Annotated in this window: 19 protein-coding genes and 1 pseudogene; all 20 read left to right on the top strand. The window is 37.7% G+C overall.

What is annotated here, in order from left to right:
* Positions 1–908: 908 nt before the first annotated feature.
* A complete protein-coding gene (locus tag PIECOFPK_RS11240; RefSeq protein ID WP_409965910.1) occupies positions 909–1,538 on the top strand; it encodes a Crp/Fnr family transcriptional regulator in 630 nt (209 codons plus the stop codon).
* 26 nt (positions 1,539–1,564) lie between these two features.
* The gene (locus PIECOFPK_RS11235) at positions 1,565–1,924 is read left to right on the top strand and encodes a four helix bundle protein (RefSeq protein ID WP_409965909.1); all 360 of its coding nucleotides are present in this window, start codon (positions 1,565–1,567) and stop codon (positions 1,922–1,924) included.
* A gap of 174 nt (positions 1,925–2,098) precedes the next feature.
* Positions 2,099–2,887 carry a sulfite exporter TauE/SafE family protein gene (locus PIECOFPK_RS11230; protein ID WP_409965908.1) on the top strand — a complete coding sequence of 263 codons (789 nt, stop codon included), beginning with the start codon at positions 2,099–2,101 and terminating at the stop codon, positions 2,885–2,887.
* Positions 2,888–3,012: 125 nt separating this feature from the next.
* Complete coding sequence (locus tag PIECOFPK_RS11225) at positions 3,013–4,437, top strand: MBL fold metallo-hydrolase (protein ID WP_409965907.1); 1,425 nt, start codon at positions 3,013–3,015, stop codon at positions 4,435–4,437.
* A 258-nt stretch (positions 4,438–4,695) separates the two neighbouring features.
* Entirely contained in the window at positions 4,696–4,929 is a 234-nt protein-coding gene (locus PIECOFPK_RS11220) for a hypothetical protein (RefSeq protein WP_409965906.1), read from the top strand.
* Positions 4,930–4,936: 7 nt separating this feature from the next.
* Positions 4,937–5,503 (top strand): DUF3365 domain-containing protein, encoded by a 567-nt coding sequence (locus PIECOFPK_RS11215; RefSeq protein WP_409965905.1) that lies wholly within the window; start codon positions 4,937–4,939, stop codon positions 5,501–5,503.
* A 4-nt stretch (positions 5,504–5,507) separates the two neighbouring features.
* Positions 5,508–5,714, top strand: coding sequence for a DUF6132 family protein (locus PIECOFPK_RS11210; RefSeq protein WP_409965904.1), 207 nt, complete (start codon positions 5,508–5,510; stop codon positions 5,712–5,714).
* Positions 5,711–5,857, top strand: coding sequence for a thioredoxin family protein (locus tag PIECOFPK_RS11205; RefSeq protein WP_409965903.1), 147 nt, complete (start codon positions 5,711–5,713; stop codon positions 5,855–5,857). Before PIECOFPK_RS11210 ends, PIECOFPK_RS11205 begins: the two co-directional genes overlap by 4 nt.
* A 1-nt stretch (position 5,858) precedes the next feature.
* The gene (locus PIECOFPK_RS11200; RefSeq protein ID WP_409965902.1) at positions 5,859–6,005 is read left to right on the top strand and encodes a thioredoxin family protein; all 147 of its coding nucleotides are present in this window, start codon (positions 5,859–5,861) and stop codon (positions 6,003–6,005) included.
* A gap of 7 nt (positions 6,006–6,012) precedes the next feature.
* Positions 6,013–6,576, top strand: a complete 564-nt coding sequence (locus PIECOFPK_RS11195) for a YeeE/YedE family protein (RefSeq protein WP_409965901.1) — start codon at positions 6,013–6,015, stop codon at positions 6,574–6,576.
* A gap of 11 nt (positions 6,577–6,587) precedes the next feature.
* Entirely contained in the window at positions 6,588–7,088 is a 501-nt protein-coding gene (locus PIECOFPK_RS11190; RefSeq protein WP_409965900.1) for a DUF6691 family protein, read from the top strand.
* A gap of 9 nt (positions 7,089–7,097) precedes the next feature.
* A complete protein-coding gene (locus PIECOFPK_RS11185; protein ID WP_409965899.1) occupies positions 7,098–7,847 on the top strand; it encodes a DUF2490 domain-containing protein in 750 nt (249 codons plus the stop codon).
* 439 nt (positions 7,848–8,286) lie between these two features.
* A complete protein-coding gene (locus PIECOFPK_RS11180; RefSeq protein ID WP_409965898.1) occupies positions 8,287–8,478 on the top strand; it encodes a helix-turn-helix domain-containing protein in 192 nt (63 codons plus the stop codon).
* The gene (locus PIECOFPK_RS11175) at positions 8,475–10,022 is read left to right on the top strand and encodes a type I restriction-modification system subunit M (RefSeq protein WP_409965897.1); all 1,548 of its coding nucleotides are present in this window, start codon (positions 8,475–8,477) and stop codon (positions 10,020–10,022) included. Before PIECOFPK_RS11180 ends, PIECOFPK_RS11175 begins: the two co-directional genes overlap by 4 nt.
* Positions 10,019–11,134 carry a restriction endonuclease subunit S gene (locus tag PIECOFPK_RS11170; RefSeq protein ID WP_409965896.1) on the top strand — a complete coding sequence of 372 codons (1,116 nt, stop codon included), beginning with the start codon at positions 10,019–10,021 and terminating at the stop codon, positions 11,132–11,134. Before PIECOFPK_RS11175 ends, PIECOFPK_RS11170 begins: the two co-directional genes overlap by 4 nt.
* Before the next feature lie 8 nt (positions 11,135–11,142).
* Complete coding sequence (locus tag PIECOFPK_RS11165; protein ID WP_409965895.1) at positions 11,143–11,811, top strand: transposase; 669 nt, start codon at positions 11,143–11,145, stop codon at positions 11,809–11,811.
* A gap of 8 nt (positions 11,812–11,819) precedes the next feature.
* Positions 11,820–13,916: pseudogene (locus PIECOFPK_RS11160) on the top strand (type I restriction endonuclease subunit R); the annotation flags it as partial.
* A complete protein-coding gene (locus tag PIECOFPK_RS11155) occupies positions 13,911–14,924 on the top strand; it encodes a type I restriction endonuclease subunit R, EcoR124 family (RefSeq protein ID WP_409966821.1) in 1,014 nt (337 codons plus the stop codon). The pseudogene PIECOFPK_RS11160 and the gene PIECOFPK_RS11155, both read left to right, overlap by 6 nt.
* 427 nt (positions 14,925–15,351) lie before the next feature.
* Positions 15,352–15,747, top strand: a complete 396-nt coding sequence (locus PIECOFPK_RS11150; protein ID WP_409965894.1) for a hypothetical protein — start codon at positions 15,352–15,354, stop codon at positions 15,745–15,747.
* Positions 15,744–16,751, top strand: a complete 1,008-nt coding sequence (locus PIECOFPK_RS11145; protein ID WP_409965893.1) for an HNH endonuclease signature motif containing protein — start codon at positions 15,744–15,746, stop codon at positions 16,749–16,751. Before PIECOFPK_RS11150 ends, PIECOFPK_RS11145 begins: the two co-directional genes overlap by 4 nt.
* The last annotated feature ends 159 nt before the right edge of the window (positions 16,752–16,910 follow it).

Genomic DNA, 16,910 nt, shown 5'->3' with positions numbered 1-16,910 from the left:
TAATTAAACGTGAAAATGATATGATAATGCGAAAGAAAAATTACGCTATATCAATTTTCAGCCGTTTGTATAAAATATATTTTGGAGGACTGTTACCCGAAGATGTTTTTGAGTAATCGTTGTAAATTTTGGAAGAAAGTACCGTAAAACACAAATTGTTGACAACCTGAACAGGCTCAATTTCTTTATTAATTTTCGCTTTTTTTACAACCGAAATTTGCTGGTTATCATTTTGCGAATACGAACAGCTGGTTGTCGGAGCAATTGTCTTTGACTTGTTGAGCGGTTTGACATAATCCATATTAACTACTTGAGACAATGCCTCCTTGACAGTACAAGGACTTAACGAAAACAGAACAAACCACATCAATACTATGTGTCTGATTTTTTTGATATGGCTTTCCTTTTTCGTCATCCTTGCAAAGGTACAGTTATTTTGATTGGATTATGTTAAGATTGCCTAATAAACGGCTTTTCACCATTAAATGTTTTGTTACTTAAAACTAAATTATAGTGAATGACTAATAGCCACAGCCACTAACAAGGGTTTTGCAAAAGAGCGGGTTAAGTGCTAAATTCAAAGTTTGTACATTTAACCACAAAACCATTTTTTATTTGCTTTTAAAATGTAAATTAGCAAATAGAAAAAATGGTTTTGCTCACATTAGTGCTAAATTGAAAGTTTAGGCTTTCTAATCCGCTCCTTCGCCAAGCCCGAAAACGTTATCGGCAACCCTACCAGACCACCGTGCAGACATCAACGGACAGACATCAAACAGAAAAATTGCCAACGCTTCGCAAAATTAAAAGATGTGTTTGCCACCACACAAGCCGACACAAAAACACCACATTTAATTTTGCCCCAACCAAGCCCACCCACCACCCAAACAAAATTGTAACTTTGCAAAATGGAAGAATTACAACAGATAACAGAGTTTAAGACATCACCCGAATTAGTAGCAAAACTACAACAATACAGCATACAAAAAACCTATAAAGCAGGCGACATTATTCTAAACGAAAATGCACACATTCGTTCTATTCCTATTGTTACCAAAGGAACTTTGAAAGTTATCCGAACAGAAGAAGACGGAAGAGAAATTTTGTTGTATTACATCAAGACGGGCGAAAGTTGCATTATGTCGTTTTTGGGCGGTTTGCACAACGAAACAAGTAAAGTAAAAGCGGAAGTTGAAGACGATGCTGAAATACTTTTTTTACCCCTTGAAAAAGTATCGTTGTTTATCAAAGAATATCCGCAATGGTTAGATTACATTTTCCGTTTGTATCACAAACGTTTTGAAGAATTATTGGAAGTTGTAAACGCTATTGCTTTTAAAAAAGTAGATGAAAGAATGTTGGACTTACTCCACAAAAAAGTTGAGCTCACAGGAAACCACACCTTGAATATCACCCACGAACAATTGGCCAACGAGTTAGGGACTGCCCGTGTTGTGGTTTCGCGATTGTTAAAACAATTGGAAGAAATCGGAAAAGTTAAGTTGGGTAGAAACAAAATTGTTTTAGTTGAAAATTGAAAGTGATAAGTTAAAAATTAATTTTTATGGAAAATGGAATAGCTGAAAAGAGTTTGAAGTTTGCCATCAGGGTAGTAAAATTGTATCAATACCTATCGGAACAAAAAAGAGAGTTTGTATTGTCTAAGCAATTTTTGAGAAGTGGAACAGCAATCGGGGCTTTAGTCAGAGAAGCTGAACACGCACAGTCTAAATCCGATTTTCTTAATAAAATGAACATATCGCTAAAGGAAGCTAACGAAACGCTATACTGGATTATTTTAATGAAAGAAACTGACTATCTTTCGCAACAAGAATTTCAATCTATACATAATGACGCAGAAGAACTTGTAAAAATGTTAGCATCGATAGTAAAAACTACGAAACAAAAACTGAATAAGATTTGAGAAACTGAAAGAGATACAATTTTTCGATTCTCGATTTTCCACTTTCCACTTTCCACTTTCCACTTTCCACTTTCCATTATTATGTAACAAAAGTAGCTGTAAAAGAAAATCCACTATCAGAATTTTGCAGAGTTCAAAAATTTTCAATTTTCAACTCTCAATTTTCAATTGTATATGGGTTATTTAGCATCAATTTTTATAGGTGTTGCATTAGGACTAATCGGTGGCGGTGGCAGTATTCTTACCGTTCCTGTTTTGGTTTATCTGTTTAGTGTGGACGCAGTTTTAGCAACCGCCTATTCTCTTTTTATTGTCGGAACGACAAGTGTTATAGGTTCATTTTCATACTTCAAAAAAGGTTTGGTTAATATCAAAACGGCTGTTGTGTTCGGTATTCCGTCCATTGCAGCCGTTTTTCTTACAAGGGCTTTTATCGTTCCTGCCATTCCACAAGAAATTTTTAGTATCGGAAATTTTACCGTCACCAAAAGTATTTTACTGATGTTGCTTTTTGCCGTACTAATGATTTTCGCTTCTTACAGTATGATTAAAAAGGATAAAAAATGTTGCGATGAAGAACCACAAAAACAGAAATTCAATTATCCGCTAATTCTTGTTGAGGGAACAGTTGTAGGAATTTTGACAGGGCTTGTAGGTGCAGGTGGCGGCTTTTTGATTATTCCGGCATTGGTGCTGTTGAGCAAATTGCCAATGAAAGAAGCGGTTGGAACTTCGTTAGTAATCATTGCCGCAAAATCATTGATTGGTTTCTTTGGCGAAAGTAGCGAAACCGCTATTGATTATATTTTCCTTGCAAATGTTACCGCCTTTGCCATTGTCGGAATTATTATCGGAATGGCACTTTCTAAAAAAATTGACGGCTCAAAACTCAAACCTGCATTTGGTTGGTTTGTGTTGGTAGTGGGCATTTACATCATCATCAAAGAAACTTTGTTGAGTTGAGAGTGGAAAGTGGAGAGTTATACAATTTTCAACTGTTCTGTAACAAAAGTAGCTGTACAGATAAATTTATCATCGGAAATTTGCCAAAAGAAAAAGCCATTTTCAATTTTCAATTCTCAATTATTATGAAAGTAGAACAAATTTATACAGGGTGTTTGGCACAAGGTGCATATTACATCACGTCTAATGGCGAAGCAGCCATTATTGACCCATTACGTGAAACGCAACCTTACATTGACCGTTTGGAAAAAGACGGTGTGAAACTCAAATACATTTTTGAAACACATTTTCATGCAGATTTTGTTTCGGGACATATTGATTTGAGTAAAAAAACAAATGCACCTATTGTTTACGGTCCTACGGCTCAACCCGAATTTGAAGCGATTGTTGCAGAAGATAACCAAGTGTTTGAAATCGGAAATGTAAAAATTAAAGTATTGCATACGCCTGGTCACACAATGGAAAGTTCTTGCTATTTATTGATTGACGAAAACGGTAAAGAAACAGCATTGTTCAGCGGGGATACCTTGTTTTTGGGTGATGTTGGCAGACCCGACTTAGCACAAAAGGCAGCCAATATGACACAGGAAGAATTAGCAGGACTGCTTTACGAAAGTTTATACAACAAAATTTTACCCTTGCCCGATGACGTAACCGTTTATCCTGCACACGGTGCGGGTTCGGCTTGCGGAAAAAATATGATGAAAGAAACAGTTGATACATTGGGCAATCAAAAGAAAATGAACTATGCTTTAAATCAGCCGAGCAAAGAGGCATTTATCAAAGCCGTAACAGACGGTTTACTTCCGCCACCTGCCTACTTCGGTATGAACGTAGCAATGAACAAAAAAGGTTACGACAGTTTTGATGAAGTTTTGAAACAGGGCTTGAAGGCACTATCAGTGGAAGAATTTGAATCCGCGGCCGAAAGTGCAGGTGCATTGATTCTAGACACCCGAAGTGACAAGGAATTTGCAAAGGGATTTATTCCACAAGCTATCAATATCGGATTGAATGGTGACTTTGCTCCTTGGGTGGGTGCTATGATTGTAAATGTAGCACAACCAATACTGCTGGTTTCAGAACCCGGAACGGAGGAAGAAGCGGTAACACGTTTGAGTCGAGTAGGCTTTGATCATGTGTTAGGATACTTAAAAGGAGGTTTTACAACTTGGAAAAACGCAGGAAAAGAAACCGACACCGTAAACCGCATTACACCGGAACAATTTGCATCGGAAGTAAAAATAGGTGAAAGCAAAATAATAGATGTTCGTAAAGAAAGCGAATATGAAGCTGAACACATCGAAGAAGCCTTTAGCAGGCCATTGGCCTATATCAACGATTGGATGAGAGACATCGATCCGAAGGAACATTTCTATCTGCATTGTGCCGGAGGCTACCGCAGTATGATTGCAGCGAGCATTTTACAGGCAAGAGGTTACAGAAACTTTACCGAAGTAGAAGGCGGTTTCAATGCCATTGCCAAAACCAATGTTCCTAAAACCAACTTCGTATGTCCTAATAGTGGAAAATTGAAAGCGGAGAATTAAAAGTGATTACAATTTCAACGCTCAATTTTCAACTTTCAACTTTCAACTTTCAACTCTCAACTTTAATGGTAAAATAATCGGTGTGTTGTTTGACAGAACTTTTGATAATCCATTTCCTCCGTTTGGCGGTTGCCCTTGCGAATACAAGCCCATTTTTGAACCGCATTTTGTCATTAAAGCAATGAACGAATGTTACAACAGTATTCCACCAAGAGCAAAATCAGAAGTATTTATTAACCTAATCAAAAAGTAAATGCAATGAAAGCGTATTTAAAAACTTGGAACTTTATGCGTGTGCTGCGATTGGCATTAGGCATTATTATTATCGTGCAGGGCGTTCAGGCAAAAGAATGGTTGTTTGTTGCATTAGGTGGATTATTTTCTTTAATGCCATTGCTGAATATCGGTTGTTGTGGTGCTTCGGGTTGCAACACGCCTGTTTCAAAAAGCAGTAAGAAAATAGAAGATATAACCTATGAGGAGATAAAATAAAGAATTTATGTGGAAAAGTATCGCTTTTTTATTGATAATAACAGCACTTTCGGCTTGCACTAACCCTAAGCAGCAAACTATATCCGAAGAAGAAAAAGCGGCATTGATGCTTTTGGGCGACAGCATTTCTATAGAGATACAAAATGTGTTGCTGCAAAACGTAGGCGAAGCCATACAAAAAGGCGGAACAGACTATGCCGTTGAATTTTGCAACATTCAGGCAATGCCGCTCACGGATAGTATCGCTGACCATCTTAAAGTTTATATTCAACGGTTAAGCGATAAAAACCGAAATCCCGATAATGCCATTCAAACGCAAATGGACAGTATAGCTTGGGAGAAAATGAAATCTGAAAAAACAGATTTTACGAAGCAGGACAAAAACGGGGAAGTGTATTATTACAAACCGATTTTAATAGCAATGCCCACTTGCATAAAATGCCATGGAGGTAAAAACGACATATCCGAAAGCACACAAAAAATCATTAACCAAAAATATCCCAACGACAAAGCTGTCGGCTACCAAATGGGAGATTTAAGGGGAATGTGGAAAATAAAACTAAAAGAAAACTAATAAAATGAAAATCTTCCTAAAGAAAAATATACTAACGATTATCGGAGTTCCGCTCGGAGCTTTGGCGGGATTTCTCTATTGGAAATTTGTCGGTTGCAATTCAGGGAGTTGTGCCATTACGTCCAATCCATACAACAGTACTATTTACGGAGCAGCAATGGGCGGACTTCTCTTTTCGATATTTAAAAAAAATAAAAACAAAACAGTATGACATTTCAGGAAATAATAAATCAGGACAAACCTGTATTGGTGGATTTTTTTGCGACTTGGTGCGGTCCGTGTAAAATGATGTCGCCCATTTTGGACGATGTAAAAAAAACGTGTTGGCGAAAATGCAAGCATCATCAAAATTGATGTGGACAAGAATCCGCAAGCGGCTGCAACTTATCAGGTACGTGGCGTTCCTACACTTATTTTGTTCAAAAACGGCAAACCGCTTTGGCGACAATCGGGAGTGGTTCCTGCAAACGAGTTAGAAAAATTGATTAACGAAAACAAGTAAAATAAAAATGATAGAATTTTTAAAACAACCCTGGCCTTGGTATATAGCGGGACCGTTAATCGGTTTAACCGTTCCTGCACTTTTAATTATTGGTAACAAATCATTTGGTATCAGTTCATCGCTACGCCACATTTGTGCTTCGTGTATGCCTGCCAACATTCCGTTTTTCAAATACGATTGGAAAAAAGAAGTGTGGAATTTGTTTTTTGTGTTTGGCATTTTTTTAGGTGGAGCAATAGCTATTAACCTGTTATCCAATCCTAATCCAATTGAAGTCAATCCAAAATTAGCAACAGAGTTAGCTGGTTACGGCATTACAAATTTCAACAACCTTGTTCCCGAAGACATCATAAACTGGCAATCATTGTTTACGCTAAAAGGTTTTTTGCTAATGGTTGTCGGTGGTTTTTTAGTGGGTTTCGGCACACGCTACGCAGGTGGTTGCACAAGCGGACACGCCATTATGGGATTGTCCAACTTACAACTTCCGTCATTGATTGCAACTATTAGTTTTATGATTGGTGGTTTCATTATGGCTAATCTTATTTTACCAATCATTCTTTCACTTTAACTAAAACAGAAATGCAACAAAATACAGACATAGAAAAAGATTTACAGCTTCGTGAGTTAGATGCAATGTGCGTAAATGAAAGTCGTTTGGAACACAGGTGGTATCACAATTTGAAATACTTAATCGTAGGAATTTTATTCGGTATCGTGTTCGTAAAAGCCGAAGTAATTAGTTGGTTTCGCATACAGGAAATGTTCCGATTGCAGTCGTTTCATATGTATGGTATTATCGGAAGTGCCGTAGTGGTAGGAATAATTTCCGTTTGGCTGATTAAGAAATTCAACATCAAAACCATTTATGGCGAGCCGATTAAAATAGCACCCAAAACTTTCAACAAAGGTCAGATCATTGGTGGTTTGATATTCGGCTTCGGCTGGGCACTTACGGGAGCTTGCCCCGGTCCGTTGTTTGCACAAATCGGAACAGGTGCAACCGTTATTGCCGTTACGCTTTTGAGTGCCATTGCAGGGACTTGGGTTTATGGATATTTAAGGGAAAAACTTCCTCACTAAAATACGTTTATGGATTGGTTTAAAAAATTGCTGATAACAGCGATATGGATTTCTATTGCCCAAACTTTACAGGCACAACAACATTACAATGCTTGGTTTCGTGGCACTTTGAGCGTTCCTGTCGGCAAGAAATTTAAGATTGATACGGAATTTCAGCACAGACGGCAAAACGGTTTTGAGAATAAGAATATGTTTGATAAAAACCTGATGTTCACGCTTAGAAGTTGGGTACATTATCAGCATAAGGAAGATATAAAATTTTCCTTTTCGCCATTCGCTTATTTTTCCCATTACAGGATTATTCAAAACAAAACAGACGAAACGGTAACGCCAAACAACGAAATCCGTTTTTCGGCAGCAGTAGAATTACAGCACGAAATTTTCAAAAAATTATACGTTATAGACCGAAATGCGTTGGAGTATCGCATTTTCAGCAATTCGCAATCCGATATTACACGGTTAAGGACACGTTTTGGTGTGCGGTATGAGTTCACGGAACATATCAAACTGACGGTGTTTGACGAACTTTTTTTCAACGTAGCAGGAACACCCATTGAACACGTTTTTGACCACGACAGAATTGGGCTTAACCTTGAATACAAAGTTTTACCCAACCTGAAATTTGACATAGGTTATATTCACCTTACCCGACTGCCTATGACAAGCACAACCAAACTACACGAAAACAACATCTTTCTGAACTTGACTTATCAGCTACACAAACGGATAAAGACAACCAAAGCCCACGCTATTGGGTAACTCTTTTGCACCGACAACACCCGACACAACAGAAAAACAAAGGATGAACGAAATAAGGGCAGCCGATAACAGCGGTTTTGCGTAATGGCGGCTGACGTGCTTCGTATAAACATTTGTGCTACATTTGAGCTGTGTGCTTCGTGTCAAGGTATGTGGTTTAAATCCGCCACTACGCAAAGCCCCAAAACGTTAGGGCACATGCTAAAAACCCGACCCACAAATGGCACATTTGGTTTTGCCCGACACATAAGCCGACCCTTCTCAAATGCGAAGCATTCACGAACACCATAAAAACATATAATCCGTGAGTAAAACCAAAAGAGCCATTTTTTGCCAACGCACCGACAGACAGGGCGACAATTTATCAAACACTTTTTATCTTGAAAAACGATATAATCAAAATATAAAAGCTATTTTAGCTCCCTGAATTATTGTCGACATGAACAGAATAAAAGAAATACTGGAAGAAAAGGGTATTAAGCAAACTTGGTTGGCTGAAAGACTTGGAAAAAGCTACAACATGGTCAATGGCTATGTGCAAAACCGACAACAACCAAGACTGGAAGTACTTTTTGAAATTGCTAAAATACTAGGAGTGAAACCACAAGAATTATTAAAAGAGGAAAAATGACAAGCATAATTCAACGACAAGAATTACAAAATAAAATATGGAAAATAGCCAACGAAGTTCGTGGCTCGGTAGATGGATGGGATTTTAAACAGTTTGTCTTAGGTACGCTGTTCTATCGCTTTATTAGTGAAAACTTTGCACATTATATGCAAGGTGGAGATGAAAGCATCGATTACGCAAGCCTTTCGGATGAGGTGATTACCCCCGAAATAAAAGATGATGCGATTAAAACAAAAGGCTACTTCATTTATCCAAGCCAACTTTTTGTAAATGTTGCCAAAACAGCTAACACCAACCCTAATCTGAATACAGAGTTAAAAGACATTTTTGATGCCATTGAAAGTTCTGCCAATGGTTATCCATCAGAACCAGACATTAAGGGTTTGTTTGCCGACTTCGACACAACAAGCACACGATTAGGGAATACCGTTGAAAGCAAGAATAGTACTTTGGCTAAAGTATTGAAAGGAATTGAAGAACTTGATTTTGGCAATTTTGAAGATAATCAAATTGATTTGTTTGGTGATGCATATGAGTTTTTGATTTCCAATTATGCAGCCAATGCAGGTAAATCGGGCGGTGAGTTTTTTACACCTCAAAACGTATCCAAACTCATTGCACAATTGGCGATGCACAAGCAAACTTCTGTAAACAAGATTTACGACCCTGCTTGTGGCTCGGGTTCTTTGTTGTTGCAAGCTAAGAAGCATTTCGACAATCATATTATTGAAGAAGGTTTTTACGGCCAGGAAGTAAACCACACCACCTACAACTTGGCTCGTATGAATATGTTTTTGCACAACATCAACTACGACAAGTTTAATATTGCACTTGGAAATACACTCATTGACCCTCATTATGGCGATGAAAAACCTTTTGATGCTATCGTTTCCAATCCGCCCTATTCTATCAAATGGATTGGTAGTGATGACCCCACTTTGATTAATGACGACAGGTTTGCTCCTGCAGGTGTGTTGGCACCCAAATCAAAAGCAGATTTTGCTTTTGTGCTTCACGCATTAAGTTATCTATCCAGTAAAGGCAGAGCTGCAATTGTATGTTTCCCTGGTATTTTTTATCGTGGCGGTGCAGAACAGAAAATCAGGAAATATTTAGTAGATAACAACTTTGTAGAAACCGTTATCTCCCTTGCTCCCAACTTATTCTATGGCACTTCTATAGCGGTAAATATTTTGGTATTATCCAAGAACAAAACCGACACAAAGACACAATTTATCGATGCTACGGGTGAAGATTTCTTCAAGAAAGCCACCAACAACAATGTGCTGGAAGACCAACATATTGAACGCATTATGCAAATCTTCGATAAGAAAGAAGATGTGGCACACGTAGCGGTTTCTATCGACAACACCAAAATTGCGGAGAACGATTACAATCTTTCGGTGAGCTCTTATGTAGAAGCCAAAGACACTAGGGAAAAAGTAGATATTGAAGAATTGAATAATGAAATAGCCAAAACAGTGGCTAAAATAAATGCACTGCGTGCTGATATTGATAACATTATTAAAGAGATTGAAGCATGAGTTATTTAGATAAATTACTACAAGGCGTGGAAGTAGAGTGGAAGACGTTGGAAGAGGTTACAGATTATGAACAACCAACTAGGTATATTGTAAAGTCAAATAATTATAGCGATAAATTTAAAACGCCCGTTTTAACAGCGGGAAAAAGTTTTATTCTTGGTTATACAGATGAGACTGATGGAATTTACCAGGCTTCTGAAAGTCCTGTAATAATATTTGATGATTTTACAACAGCTAACAAGTGGGTTGATTTTAATTTTAAAATAAAATCATCTGCAATGAAGTTGATTACTTCAAAGGATGAATCCAAAGTATTATTAAAATACATTTATTATTGGCTTAATACTTTACCAAGCGGTTTAGTAGAAGGGGACCACAAAAGACAATGGATTAGTAGTTATTCAATAAAAGAAATCCCCATCCCGTCGCTCTCTGTTCAAAAAGAAATTGTTCGTATTCTTGATAAATTTACAGAGCTTACAGCAGAGCTTACAGCAGAGCTTACAGCAGAGCTTACAGCTCGTAAAAAACAGTATAATTATTATCGGGAGAAGTTGTTGAGTTTTGATGAGGGCAAAGTAGAGTGGAAGACGTTGGGGGAGATTGCTGAAATCGGTACAGGTAGCCATAATACACAAGATGCTGTAGAGGATGGAATTTATACTTTTTATGCTAGAGGAATATCACCTTTAAAACTCAACTCATTCGATTTTGATGAAACGGCAATAATTACAGCTGGTGATGGAGTTGGTGTAGGAAAAGTGTTTCATTGGGCAACTGGGAAATATGCTTTACATCAAAGAGCATATAGAATTGTTCCTAACAATTCAGTTTGTTCTCGATATGTTTACCATTATCTCATAGCAAAGTTTTATGATTACATCGTAAAAACATCTGTAAGTTCATCGGTTACTTCTATGAGGAAGCCAATGTTTTTAAAATTTCCAGTTCCAATTCCTTCAGTTGATGAGCAAAAACATATCGCTTCCATACTCGATAAATTCGATACATTGACCACGTCTATCAGCGAAGGTTTGCCGAGGGAGATTGAATTGAGGCAAAAGCAGTATGAATATTATCGGGATTTGTTGTTGACGTTTCCAAAAAATTAATTGCCGTTATGTCCTATAACCCTAATATACATCATCGTAAATCCATCCGATTAAAAGGATATGATTACACACAGGCAGGATTGTATTTCATAACCATCTGTGTACAAAATCGTGAATGTTTATTGGGTACAATCCGTCGGGGCGAACCTACGTGTTCGCCCAATACCACACCCCAGCCCGAAATGATATTGAATGATGCCGGAAAAATGGTTCAAAAATGGTATTATGAATTGGAAAATAAATTTGCGGATATTCGTTGTCATGAAATGATTATCATGCCCAACCATTTCCATTGCATCATCGAAAACGTCGGACACACCGTAGGGGCAGACCTACGTGTCTGCCCCGATACCAATATCGCCGATACCAATATTTTGGGCGAACAGGAAACAAATATTTTAGGCGAACACGGAAACAATATTTTGGGCGAACACGAAACAAATATTTTGGGCGAACACATAGGTTCGCCCCTACATCGGGTGGTACAATGGTTTAAAACAATGACCACCAACGAATATATTCGTGGGGTCAAAACGTTGGGTTGGAAACCGTTTGATGGAAAATTGTGGCAACGCAATTATTGGGAACACATCATCCGAAATGAAAATGAATATAATCGCATTGCACAATATATTTTAAAAAATCCCCAGAATTGGGATAATGACACCTTAAAATAAAAACACAGATGACCTATAAATCAATCGCAGAAACCAACAATTTCATTGTGTTGGATAAATTCACCAAGTATTCTGAGGTGAATGAAGCTCCTGCAGCTTATCAAACAGAGGCTGCGCTGGAAAAGGAATTTATTCAAGACCTCATCCACCAAGGGTATGAATATCTGACAAACCTGAATACGCAAGAAGCAATGCTGGCAAATGTTAGATTGCAATTGCAATCGCTTAACAATATGGAATTTTCAGATGGCGAATGGGCTCGTTTTGTGGAAGAATATCTGGACAAACCAAGCGATAACCTGGTGGAGAAAACGAGAAAAATTCACGACAACTATATCCACGATTTTGTCTTTGATGATGGGCATATTCAAAACATTTATTTAGTTGACAAAAAGAATATTACCCGAAATAAAGTTCAAGTCATTTCTCAATTTGAACAGAAAGGTTATCATGCCAATCGCTATGATGTAACCATTTTAGTAAATGGTTTGCCATTGGTTCAGGTTGAATTAAAAAAGCGAGGCGTGGCTATTCGGGAAGCCTTTAACCAAGTTCACCGATACAGCAAAGAAAGTTTTAATAGCCAAAACTCATTATTCAAATACATTCAGCTTTTTGTAATATCAAACGGTACAGATACCCGTTACTTTGCCAATACCACCAAACGCGACAAAAACAGCTTTGACTTTACGATGAATTGGGCAAAGGCTGACAATACACTCATAAAAGACCTAAAAGATTTTACGGCTACATTTTTTGAAAAAAGAGTATTGCTTAACGTGTTGCTCACCTATTCGGTTTTTGATACAAGCGATACACTTTTAATTATGCGACCGTATCAGATTGCTGCTACGGAAAGAATCTTATGGAAAATCAAAAGTTCCTATCAGGCGAAAAACTGGTCCAAACCAGAAAGTGGCGGCTACATCTGGCACACAACAGGTTCGGGTAAAACATTGACCAGTTTCAAAGCGGCACGTTTGGCTACGCAATTGGAATTTATAGATAAAGTATTCTTTGTCGTTGACCGTAAAGATTTGGACTATCAAACAATGAAAGAATACCAACGCTTTTCTCCTGATAGTGTGAACGGATCAGAAAGTACAGCAGGTTTAAAGCGAAATATAGAAAAAGACGATAACAGGATTATTGTCACCACTATACAAAAGCTCAATAACCTGATGAAGAGTGAGAGCGATTTGGCGATTTATCAAAAGCAAGTTGTTTTCATTTTTGATGAATGCCATCGTTCGCAGTTTGGAGAAGCGCAAAAGAACTTAAAAAAGAAATTCAAAAAGTATTATCAATTTGGTTTTACAGGAACACCTATTTTCCCGCAAAATGCTTTAGGTGCAGAAACTACCGCCAGTGTTTTTGGTCGTGAGTTGCATTCGTATGTCATAACAGATGCGATTAGAGACGAAAAAGTACTCAAGTTTAAAGTGGACTATAATGATGTTCGTCCTAAGTTCAAAAGCATCGAAACGGAACAAGATGAGCAAAAACTGAATGCTGCTGAAAATAAAAAAGCATTGCTTCATCCGGAACGCATCAAAGAAATTTCCCAATACATTTTACAAAATTATAGAATAAAAACGCACAGGACTCAGGGAAACAACAGAGGCTTCAATGCCATGTTTGCCGTAAGCAGTGTGGATGCAGCTAAATGCTATTACGAAGAATTAAACAAACTGCAAAAAGACAGTGACAAGCCTTTAAAAATTGCGACAATCTTTTCTTTTGCAGCAAACGAGGAATAGAGTGCAATAGGTGAAATTGTAGACGAGAATTTTGAGCCTTCGGCAATGGATGTTACTGCCAAAGAGTTTCTGACCAAAGCAATCAATGACTATAACGCCATGTTCAAAACCAGTTATAGTGTTGATGGCAATGAATTTCAGAATTATTACCGCGACCTTGCCAAACGTGTAAAGAACAAAGAGATTGACTTAATTATTGTAGTCGGAATGTTCTTAACAGGCTTTGATGCGCCAACACTCAATACTTTATTTGTAGACAAGAATTTGCGTTATCACGGTTTGATACAAGCCTTTTCGAGAACAAACCGAATTTATGATGCCACAAAGACCTTTGGCAACATTGTAACCTTCCGTGATTTAGAGCAAGCAACCATAGATGCAATTACGCTATTTGGCGATAAAAATACCAAGAATGTTATTCTTGAAAAGAGTTACAAAGAATACCTGGAAGGCTTTACAGATATTATTACAGGCGAAGCAAGAAGAGGCTATATTGAAGTAGTAAAAGAATTAAATGAAAAATTCCCGAATCCTGATGAAATTGTAAAAGAGAAAGATAAAAAGGAATTTGTAAAATTATTCGGGGAGTATTTGAGAATTGAAAACATACTCCAAAACTACGATGAGTTTAACCATCTCAAAACACTACAAACGATTGACATCAACAATCCAGAAGCTGTCGAAGAATTTAAAAAGACTCATTTCATATCGGATGAGGACTTTGCAACTATGCAGCAAATTGAATTGCTCAAAGAACGGACAGTGCAGGATTATCGCTCTACTTACAATGATATTCGTGATTGGTTAAGACGAGAGAAAAGCGGTAAAGAGCCGGAAAAATCTACCATCGACTGGGATGATGTTGTGTTTGAAGTTGACTTGCTGAAATCGCAGGAAATAAACCTTGATTACATTCTTGAATTGATTTTTGAGCATAACAAGAAAAACAAAAACAAAACTGACTTAATCGATGAAATTCGAAGGGTGATACGTGCAAGTGTGGGCAATAGAGCCAAAGAAAGTTTGGTTGTAGATTTCATCAACGAAACAGACCTCGACACACTTCAAGACAAAGCGACTGTAATTGATTCCTTTTTTGTATTTGCGCAAAATAAGCAAAAAGAAGAAGCACAAGAATTAATTAGAGAAGAAAATCTAAATGAAGAAGCTGCCAAGCGTTATATAACCGCTTCTTTAAAGCGAGAATATGCCAGCGAAAACGGAACAGAGCTCAATGCACTTTTACCGAAAATGAGTCCATTAAATCCTCAATACTTAACAAAAAAGCAAAGTGTATTTCAAAAGCTCGTCTCGTTTGTAGAGAAGTATAAAGGAGTTGGAGGTCAATTATAAATAATGACAAAGAAAGAAAAATGAATAGCCAGTCCAACAGACACACACATTACCAAGCCGCACCAGCCAACGCACAAACCAAAGCTTGGCAAAGAGTGTGCCTGTCCCACCCTGACAAAATTGAATTAAAAAAACCTTCCCTCCCTTCTGAAAATAAAAAATACGCAACCGCACAAACCGACACGACAAGGACGGTGAAGCGTACTATTGACAATGGTTTGCAAGGACGGACGACAGAACACCAGCCGGTAACAGCGGTTTGGCGTAATGGGGCGGACGTTCTTCGTATGAAACTTTGTGTTAAATTTGAACTCTGTGCTTCGTATGAACTTTAGTTCTGAAAAACCCCACTACGCCAAGCCGTAAAACGTTGACGGTCAGCATACAACGACACTACATCAAACGAAAGACATAGAAATATGACATAATGAAAACGACATTAATTACACTACTTCTTTTAGTAGCTTCAAACTTCTCGTTTGCACAAACGACATCAGAAGTCCCTACACAAATTATTTCTACGGACACTGCCGTTACATATAGACTGTTTTCAACAAGAAATATGTACACATTTATCAAACTAGATACAAGAAATGGTAAAATGTGGCAAGTTCAATGGAGTAATAAAGGGAAGGAATATAGATTTGAGAGTACACTATCAGACATCTCTCTGGTAAATAAGGACGAAGAGAAAAATGGCAGATTTTTTCTTTATCCAACCACTAACATATACACTTTCATTTTGCTTGACCAAGTTGACGGAAGAACTTGGCAAGTACAATGGGGAAAAGAAGATGAAAGATTAGTAATCCGTATATATTGAGTAATATTATGAGTGTTTGTGTTGACGACTTTAAAAATGAAGTAATGTGCTTTTATAAAGATGAGCGTTATTCTGTTCGTGACAACGGAGCAGTTTTACGCCATCCTCTTAATGAGAAACGTCAACGACCAACCGACAACAATTGGACTTTTGGCAAACTAAACATCAGGACAGGATATTTAGAAATTGCTTCTGTTCGCATTCACAGAATTGTTGCGACCGCATTTCTCGGAGAAGCACCAACAAAAGAACACGTTGTTGACCACATTGACACAAACAAGCAAAATAACCGACCAGAAAATCTACGGTGGGTAACGAGATTAGAAAATATATTACTTAACCCAATTACTGCAAGACGTATTGAACTTGTTTGCGGTAGCGTTGAAGAATTTCTAGCAGACCCCTCAAAATTCCGAGACAAATTCTCTGACCCAAAATATGACTGGATGTGTACGGTTAGTATCCAAGAAGCTCAAGCGAGCAAAGAAAGATTATTAGCTTGGGCAAAAAGTGATAAACCTTTTCAAGGTGGCACTTTAGGTGAATGGATTTACAATAGAAGTTTATCAAATCAATTCACTGCCAATGTAGCTGAAGAATTAGAATTTATAAATTCACTAACCCCAAACGCTGTTCAAATAGCCCGAAATTGGAAAACACCAAGCGAATTTCCTTGTTGTCCAAAGACAATCACTCATAAGCCAATTGCTGACTATACTTCAAACCTAAAAGCAGGGAGTATATTTTCCAAAAACCAATATACGAGTTCAATAATTGAGCATTTTGCACTTTCCAATGACGAAAATACAATATGGATTATGTGCAAAAGTAGTGACGATAATCCTGTAAAATCTTATTCATTGGCAGAAATAACATATCAAAAAGACGTTTTTGTTCACAATAGTCTTGGGACATTTTTTCAAAGGGAAGGAGCAGAAAAACAATTTACCGTTGCACAAGGACTTGAATGGACAGGTGGTGACACAATTGATGATTATTGCTAAAAATGAGTATGAATAAAAAATGCCGTACCGCTAACACACGTTTGGCGTCATGCGGGGTGACGTGCTTACATTCAAGTTCAGTTTTCCAGTTGGGCTTTTGTGGTAGGTTGACAGTTTTGTGCTCCGAAATCCCGCACGAACGCCAAGCGTGGGAACGTT

The sequence above is a fragment of the Chitinophagaceae bacterium C216 genome (assembly GCA_028485475.2).
Classification (GTDB): Bacteria; Bacteroidota; Bacteroidia; order Chitinophagales; family Chitinophagaceae; genus Niabella; species Niabella composti.
Note: the sequence above shows the minus strand (reverse complement) of the source record. Positions and strands in the feature narration are given on the sequence as shown.